The organism is Streptomyces sp. NPDC101118 (genome assembly GCF_044759445.1).
Lineage (GTDB): Bacteria > Actinomycetota > Actinomycetes > Streptomycetales > Streptomycetaceae > Streptomyces.
Genome location: NZ_JBIVZG010000036.1, coordinates 53,909 through 61,758, shown reverse-complemented (window position 1 = coordinate 61,758; position 7,850 = coordinate 53,909). Strand labels below are relative to the sequence as shown.

The following is a 7,850-nucleotide window of genomic DNA, read 5'->3' as shown; positions in this document are numbered from 1 at the left end:
GGTGCAGACGTCGCAATCCACACCGAACCCGGAGGCCCTCACCCATTCAAGAACCCAGCACGCGTGTCACCAACGTCCCAGGACGACACACCTAGAGCCGCTGGTACGTGCCCACGAGGGTGCCGGACGCCAGCGTCAGGTCCCGGACCGCCGCCAGGACGTCGGCCACGCCGGGCCGCTCCGGCAGGCGGACCGGCTGCGCGAGGGCGTGGAGGCGGAAGAAGTAGCGGTGCGGGCCGTGTCCCGCGGGCGGCATCGGGCCGCCCCAGCCCTCCCGGCCGAAGCCGTTGGGCCAGGGCCGGCCGCCGTGCGGCCCGGCGCCCTCCTCCACCCCGCCGGTCCACGGGTCGATGCCCGTGACCAGCCAGTGCAGGAAGGAGCCGCCCGGGGCGTCCGGGTCCTCGCAGAGCAGGAGCAGCTCCGCGGTGCCCTTGGGGGCCGCCGTCCAGGTCAGGGGCGGTGAGACGTCCTCGCCCTCGCCGGTGTACCGGCGGGGGTCTCCGCGTGGTCGGCGAAGACGGGACTGGTCAGCAGGATTCCGGTCACGGCCGCCGCCCTACCCGCCCGCGCCCCTCCCCGTACCGCTCGCGGCCCGCGATCCACCCGACCGGCCCCCGGTTCACCCGACCGGCCGCCGAACCCTCGCGGCGGGCGGCCGGCCGTGCACCCCCGCGACCGGCGACGGGCAGGGCTCCGCGGGGCGGGGCATCCTGGACTGGAGTGGTGCGCGGCGGCCGCCGCGCCCCTCGCGCCTTCCTGAACCCCCTGGGGGACGTCATGGAACTCGGCTTTCTGAAACCCCTCTTCTCGCGGCAGGGGCCCTGGGCCTCGGTGTACGTGGAGACCCGCCGCTCGACGGAGGACGCCCAGCAGATCCAGGCGCTGCGCGAGCGCGCCGTGGCGGCCCAGCTGATCGACGCGGGCGCCGACGCGTACACGGTGCGGGCGGTGGCCAACCAGCTGATGGCGGAACCGGTGCGCGGCGCCCCGCCCGGGCGGGCGCTGTTCGCCGCGGGCGCCGAGGTGGTGCTGGACATCCCGCTCGGCCGGGCGCCGGCCGCCACCGAGGCGACCTGGTCGTTCCTGCCCCACATCGCACCGCTGGCGGGCCTGCGCGGCGACGGTCCGGTCTGCCTGGTCGCGTCCGTGGACCGGACGGGCGCCGACCTGGAGCTGCGCAACGGTCTGCGCCGGGAGCCCCTGGGCCAGGTCCAGGGCACCGAGTGGCAGGGGCGCGGGCACCGGAGCATGCCGGACGACCGGCACGAGTGGCACTACCGGAACAAGGTGGAGAACGCCTGGAACGAGACGGCCGGCACCATCGCCGCCGAGGTCGCCCGCCAGGCGCGGGAGTGCGGCGCGGAGCTGGTGCTGCTGGCCGGCGACCAGCGCGAGCGGCGGGCGGTGCTGAACCGGCTGCCCGATCCGGTGCGGGCGGCGGCCGTGGAGACGGCCGTCGGCGGCCGGTCCCCCGGGGCGTCGGCCGAGGCACTGGACCGGGAGGTGGCGCTGGCCTGCGAGACGTTCTCCCACGAGCGGATCGCGAACGCGCTGGAGCGGTTCCGCATCGGCCGCGGCAGGCCGGGCGAACACCGGGAGACCGGCGTGGACACCGGTCCCGGCGAGGCGGCCGAGGGGGTGCCGGCCGTCGTGGACGCGGTACGCACCCACCAGGTGGCCACCCTGCTGCTCGCGCCGGAGGGCGCGGACGCCGGGCGCTCGGTGTGGATCGGGCCCGGCGTGGACGACGTGGCGGTGCAGCGCGGCCAGGCGAAGGCGATCGGCGTGGACAAGCCGATTCCGGCGCGGGCGGACGACGCCCTGCTGCGGTCGGCGGCCGCGGCCGGCAGCGAGGTCCTGGTGGTCCCGGCGGGCATGCCGGGCCCCGCGGGCGGCCTGGGCGCGGTCCTCCGCTGGAGCACCTGAGGCCCGGCCGGCAGGCCCGTCACCGGGCCCCGCCCACCTGCCTGGCGGGGGCCGGGGCGGGGCGCCGGCGTGGCCCCGTACGGCGTCACACGTTCTTCATGCCCCGTGCATGGTCCTCGGGCGGGGGCGCGCTCATGATCGGCAGGGTCGTGCCCGCGCCCACCCGAGGAGCCCTCCCACATGTCCAGCCGTCGTACGTTCCTGGCCGGTTCGACCGGCGTGCTCGGGCTCGCCGCCGCCCCTGCCGCGCACGCGACCGCCGCACCGGACCCGGCACCCGCACCCGCGCCCGCCGGGTCCGCGCCCGCCGGGTCCGCGGCGGCCGCCTCCGGGAGCCGGCCGCCGAACTTCGTCGTGGTCCTCGCCGACGACCTGGGTTACGGCGAGCTCGGCGCCTACGGGCAGAAGGCGATCACCACACCCCGCCTCGACCGGCTCGCGGCGGAAGGGCTGCGCTTCACCGACGCCTACTCCACCGCCGCCGTCTGCGCCCCGTCCCGGTGCTCCCTGCTGACCGGCCTGCACACCGGCCACGCGACGGTCCGCGCCAACCCCTCGTCCGGCGGCCAGGGTTCGCTCACCGCCGGCGACACCACCTTCGCCCAGGTGCTGCGGGCCCGCGGCTACCGCACGGCCGTGGTCGGCAAGTGGGGCTTCGGCCCGGAGACGGCCGGCCAGGAGAGCCATCCGGCCGCGCGCGGGTTCGAGGAGTTCTACGGGTACCTCACCCACAGCCACGCGCACGAGTACTACCCCCAGTACCTGTGGCGCAACGACGCCAAGGAGCCCATCCCGGCCAACGCGGGCGGCACGAAGGCGGTGTTCGCCCCGGACCTCCTGGAGCGGCGCGCGTTGGAGTTCATCGACGCGCACGCGGACGAACCGTTCCTGCTCCTGCTCACCCCGAACCTGCCGCACGCCCCCAGCGACGCACCCGACACCAGCGCCTACGCCGGCCGCGGCTGGACCGTGGCGAACCAGGGCCACGCGGCCCAGGTCAGCCTGTTCGACGCGCTGGTGGGCCGGGTGGTCGACCGGCTCCGCGCCCACGGCCTGGAGCAGGACACCGTCGTCCTGGTCACCAGCGACAACGGCCCGCACGAGGAGGGCGGGGTGAACCCGGACCTGTTCGACGCGAACGGCCCGCTGCGCGGCTACAAGCGCAACCTCTACGAGGGCGGCGTCCGGGTGCCGTTGATCGCCTGGGGGCCGGGCCGGGTCCGGCAGGGCACCAGCGACCGGCCCACCCCGCTCACCGACGTGCTGCCCACCCTCGCGGAGCTCGGCGGCGCCCCGGCCCCCACCGACGTGGACGGACTGTCCGCCGCGCCCCTGCTGGCCGGCGGCACCGACGCGGCGCGCCACGGCCACCTGTACTGGTTCCGCGACGAATGGGGCGTCACCAGCCGGGCCAACGCCCAGGACGCCAAGCGCGCGACCTGGCTCGCCGAGGCGCTGCGCCGCGACAACTGGAAGGCCGTGCGCTTCGCGCCCGAGCGGGACCGCGCCCTGCCCGACGACAAGTGGCAGGTGGAGCTGTACGACCTGGCCACCGACCTCGGCGAGACCCGCAACGTGGCCGACAAGCACCCCTCGAAGGCGGCCGAGCTGGTGGCGCTGATGCGTGCGTCCTGGCAGGACGCGTACCCGCGCAGGCCGTTCGGCACCCGGCTGGCGCTGCCCGGCCTCGCGGTGCCCGGCGAGGCGTTCACGGTCACCGCGACCCTCGACAACGGCTCCGCGCGTCCCTGGACCTCCGCCGTGCTCACCCTGGACGCCCCGGCCGGCTGGGCCGTCTCCGCCACCACCGCCACGACGGCCGACCGGCTCGCCGCGGGCGCCCGGCTCACCGCGTCCTGGCAGGTCACGCCACCCGCCGGCGCCACGCCCGCGACCGCGTGGGCGTTCACCGCGGAGGGCTCCGCCCTGACGTCGGCCGGCCCGGTGCGGTACCCGGCGTCGGGCACCGTACCGACCCCGCCGCCCGCTCCCACCCGCGACTCCTACCTCTCCGACCTCGACTGGATCAGCGCCACCAACGGGTGGGGGCCGGTGGAGCGCGACACCTCCAACGGCAAGAGCGCGGCCGGGGACGGGACGCCGATCGCCTTCGGCGGTACGACGTACGCCAAGGGCCTCGGCGTGCACGCGCCCAGCGAGATCGCCTACCACCTGGGCGCCGTCGCCGTGCGGTTCACCTCACTGGTCGGCATCGACGACTTCTCCGCGAAGCAGAGTGCGGCCGGTGCCACCCGGGCCCGGGTGTACGGCGACGGCCGGCTGCTGCTCACCACGCCCACCCTGACCGCGGCGACCGGGCCGGTGCCGGTCGACCTCGACGTCCGCGGGGTGCGCGTGCTGCGGCTGGTGGTGGAGGACGCCAACGCCCGTACCTCCTTCGACCACACCTCCTGGGCCCTGGCCCGGGTGACCGTCTCCTGACTCCCGCGGACCCGGTGCCGTCACACCGGGTCCGCCGTCACACCGGGCCCGCCGTCACACCGGGTCCGCCGCCACCCGGAAGCCGATGTTGCCCGTCGAGCTGTCCGGGGTGTTGGAGCTGCGGGCGGCGACCCGGTAGCGGTTGCAGTACGAGTCGTGGCAGAGGTACGAACCGCCGCGCATCGCGCGGGCGGTCCCCGGGCCGGGGGCGAACCGGTCCGCGCACCACTCCCACACGTTGCCCACGGCGTTGTAGAGGCCGTGCCCGTTGGGCCGGTACGACTTCACGGGCGCGGTGCCCGCGTACCCGTCCTCCGCGGTGTCGAGGACGGGGAACTCGCCCTGCCAGATGTTGCACATGTGCCGTCCGCCGGGCGTCAGTTCGTCGCCCCACGGGTAGCGGCGCCGCTCCAGGCCGCCGCGGGCCGCGTACTCCCACTCGGCCTCGGTGGGCAGCCGGGTGCCGGACCAGGTGCAGTAGGCCTGGGCGTCGTTCCAGGAGACGTGGACGACGGGGTGGTTCTGCCGGTCGGTGACGTGCGAGCCGGGCCCTTCGGGCCGGCGCCAGCTGGCCCCCTCCACCGCGCGCCACCAGGGGACGGCGTCGACGGGCGGGGAGACCGCGGCGACGGCGTCGCTGAGGAAGGCGCCGAACGTGAAGGAGAAGCCGAAGCGTTCGGCCTCGGTGACGTGGCCGGTGGCCTTGGCGAAGGTGGCGAACTGGGCGTTGGTCACGGTGGTGGCCGCGATGCGGAAGGGCGCCACGGTCACCGCCCGGACGGGGCCCTCCGCGTCCGCCGGGAAGCCGTCCGGGTCGTCCGTGCCCATCAGGAAGCGGCCGCCGGGCAGGGTCAGCAGCTGCCGGGCCACGCGGGAGGACGGCGGGGCGGGGGCCGGCGGCGCGAGGGTGAGGAGGGGCGCCGGGGCGGGCCCCTGGGCGTGGGCGGGGGTGCAGCACTCGTGCATGTCGGCTCCGTGGGGCGTTCGGGCGGCGGCCGGGCCCCGGTGCGCGGTGGCACCGGGGCCCGGCCCGGGGTGGTTCGCCGGTGCGGGCCGGGCCGGCCCGCCGGGCGGGCGGGCAGCTGGCTCCGCGCGGGGGGTCAGGCCGTGCGGTCGGCGGCCAGTCGGGCGGCCAGGGCGGGGATGCCGAGGGCCTGTTCCTCGGCGGGCGTGGCCTGGTGGAGCCTGTTGGTCAGCTGGTACGGGTCGTTCGTCAGGTCGTAGTACTCGCGGAACGTGACCTGGCCGGTGCCCGAGACGGTGCCGTTGCCGTCGGTGGTCAGGTCGTAGTACTCGGTGTACTGCCGGTCCTTGGCGACGTACGAGGACCAGGTCGGCACCCCGCCGGCGGCCGTGCCCTGCTTCCACCACTCGACCAGCAGGTGGTCGCGGGCGGCGGAGGAGAGCAGGGACGTGCCGTCCTGCGGGGCGGTGGGGGTGATGCCCGCCGCGTCGAGGACGGTGGGCGCGATGTCGATGTTGGCGACGATGCGGCTGTCCACGGTTCCCGCGCCGAGTCCGCCGGCCGGCCAGGAGAGGTAGAACGGCACCTCGTGGGCCGGCCGGTAGGGCACGGACTTGGCGGTCCAGCCGTGGTCCCCCCAGCTGAAGCCGTTGTCGCCGATGTAGATGACGAGGGTGTTGTCCAGCTGGCCGAGGGCCTGGAGCCTGTCCTTGAAGGCCTGGACGGCGTCGTCGACGGAGAGCAGGGTGCGCAGCTGCTCGGCGCGGATGGCCTTGCCGTCGGCGAGGGTGCCGGTGGCGTTCCTGACGTAGGCCGGCTTGTCGCTGCGGTCGTTCTCGGGGACGGAGGGGCGGCCGTTCCAGTCCGGCACGGCGGTGCCCGCGTACTTGGCCTCGGGGGTGCGCGGGCCGTGGGAGGCGTACGGGGTGACGTAGGCGAACCAGGGCCGGGTGTCGGTGGCGGCCTTGTCGAGGAAGTTCAGCGTGCGGTTCTTGATGATGTTGGTGGTGTAGCCGTTGATGGTCTGGACGGTGCCGTTGACGTTCCACTGGGCGTCGACGTAGCCGGGCTGGAGGAGGGCGAACTCCTCGAAGTGCGGTGGGTTCTGGGCGAGCGTCCAGGAGTTGAGGTACTTGCCGAACAGGCCGGTGCGGTAGCCCGCCTGCTTGAGGTACTTCTGCAGGGTGGTGCTCTGGTCGAGCGCGTACGAGGCCTTGTTGTTCCGCACGCCGTGGTTGTGGGCGTGGCGGCCGGAGAACACGCTGGAGCGCGAGGGCGAGCACAGCGGGGTGGTGACGTGGCCGTTGGTGAACTTCACACCCTGGCCGGCGAGCCAGGCGACGGTCTTGGGCAGGGCCCACTCGGTGTGCTTCGGCTGGTCGTCGGTGACGATCAGCAGGATGTTCGGCCGGCCGGCGGCAGCGGCGGGGCCGGCTCCGGCGGCCTGCGCGAGCGCGGGTACGGCGGTGGCGGCGGCCACGGCGGTGGCGGCGCCGAGGAAGCCGCGGCGGCTCACCGGGGGTCGTCGGTTGTCGCTCATGTAGTCCGTTCCTCCTGGGTGCGTCGGCACATGGGGGCACGGCGGACGGGCGGACGGGCCGCCGGGCCGCGGTGCGGTGCGGTGCGGTGCGGTGCGGTGAAGGGGAAGAGACGGGAGTCAGGCGGGGCGCCAGGTGGGGATCCCGTGGGGCTCACGGCGCGGTGGGCGCGCCGGGTCCGGGGCGCGGACGCTGCGCCCGGCCGAGGGGCGCGGTCAGCGCGCCTGGGCGACCGTACAGAGGGCGCTCGCCAGGCGCCCTTGGTCGACGTGGCGGCGCGCAGTGAGGATTCCTGCTGCCATGGCGACGAGGGTAGGTGAACCGGAACCCCGGTTCCATGTACGGGGGATGAAATGGGAAGTGCCCCGGACCGTGGCCGGTCCGGGGCACTTCACCTGGGGGCCGTGGTCAGCCGCGCTTCACGTCGCCGGTGGCTCCGGACTCCATGTAGACGGCCGTCCGGTCGCCCTGGGGGACGAGCAGGACGAGGAACTCGGCCTTCTTCGGCGTGGTGAAGCCGGGGAACACGTCGTACTTCCTGCTCGGGTCGAGCTTGAGGCCGAACTGCTCCATCGCCTCCTCCTCGAACGGCGGTTCGGTCGGCGGGATGATGCGGTCGCCGACCCGGCTCGGTGCCGGGGCCGGCCACGGCACCGGGTTCGTCAGGTCCACTCCGTGGTCCTTCAGGTACCCGTCGACGCAGTCCTTCGGGACCGTGAAGCTCGTCACCAGCCGGGTGTCCGGCCAGGACGTGGTCCCCGAGAAGGTGAGGACCTCGGTCTGGCACGCCGGCAGGTCCAGCGCGAAGGCCTTGAGCAGGTCCTCCCGGCTCTCGGCCGCGCACCCGGTGACGAGCGGTGCGGCGAGGACGGACGCGGCGAGGAGGCCCCAGAGGGCCCCCGGCCGCCGGCCGGCCCCGGATCGTGTCCTGGCCTTGTTCTGCATGCGTCCCTCCGTGACGTGGTTCGGCCGTGGTGCGG

6 protein-coding genes are annotated in these 7,850 nt (G+C 75.2%); 2 read left to right on the top strand and 4 right to left on the bottom strand.

Annotated features, from left to right (window positions below; genetic code table 11):
- Positions 1 to 91 precede the first annotated feature (91 nt).
- Positions 92 to 454 (bottom strand): YbhB/YbcL family Raf kinase inhibitor-like protein, encoded by a 363-nt coding sequence (locus ACIQUQ_RS34455; RefSeq protein ID WP_403983995.1) that lies wholly within the window; start codon positions 452 to 454, stop codon positions 92 to 94.
- A 323-nt stretch (positions 455 to 777) separates the two neighbouring features.
- On the opposite strand from ACIQUQ_RS34455, the gene ACIQUQ_RS34450 reads away from it, so the two are divergent.
- Together ACIQUQ_RS34450 and ACIQUQ_RS34445 are read left to right on the top strand one after the other, a co-directional pair.
- On the top strand, positions 778 to 1,926 hold the full coding sequence (locus ACIQUQ_RS34450) for a hypothetical protein (RefSeq protein WP_403983985.1): 1,149 nt from the start codon (positions 778 to 780) through the stop codon (positions 1,924 to 1,926).
- A 180-nt stretch (positions 1,927 to 2,106) separates the two neighbouring features.
- A complete protein-coding gene (locus tag ACIQUQ_RS34445; RefSeq protein WP_403983983.1) occupies positions 2,107 to 4,368 on the top strand; it encodes a sulfatase-like hydrolase/transferase in 2,262 nt (753 codons plus the stop codon).
- Between the two features lie 54 nt (positions 4,369 to 4,422).
- Here the strand turns inward: ACIQUQ_RS34445 and ACIQUQ_RS34440 are convergent, their stop codons facing one another.
- The 3 genes from ACIQUQ_RS34440 to ACIQUQ_RS34430 form a co-directional block, all read right to left on the bottom strand.
- Entirely contained in the window at positions 4,423 to 5,334 is a 912-nt protein-coding gene (locus tag ACIQUQ_RS34440; protein ID WP_403983981.1) for a formylglycine-generating enzyme family protein, read from the bottom strand.
- A 134-nt stretch (positions 5,335 to 5,468) separates the two neighbouring features.
- Positions 5,469 to 6,872 carry a sulfatase gene (locus tag ACIQUQ_RS34435; protein WP_403983979.1) on the bottom strand — a complete coding sequence of 468 codons (1,404 nt, stop codon included), beginning with the start codon at positions 6,870 to 6,872 and terminating at the stop codon, positions 5,469 to 5,471.
- A 406-nt stretch (positions 6,873 to 7,278) separates the two neighbouring features.
- Positions 7,279 to 7,815: a hypothetical protein gene (locus tag ACIQUQ_RS34430; RefSeq protein WP_403983977.1), complete on the bottom strand. Its 537-nt coding sequence runs from the start codon at positions 7,813 to 7,815 to the stop codon at positions 7,279 to 7,281.
- Positions 7,816 to 7,850: the final 35 nt, after the last annotated feature.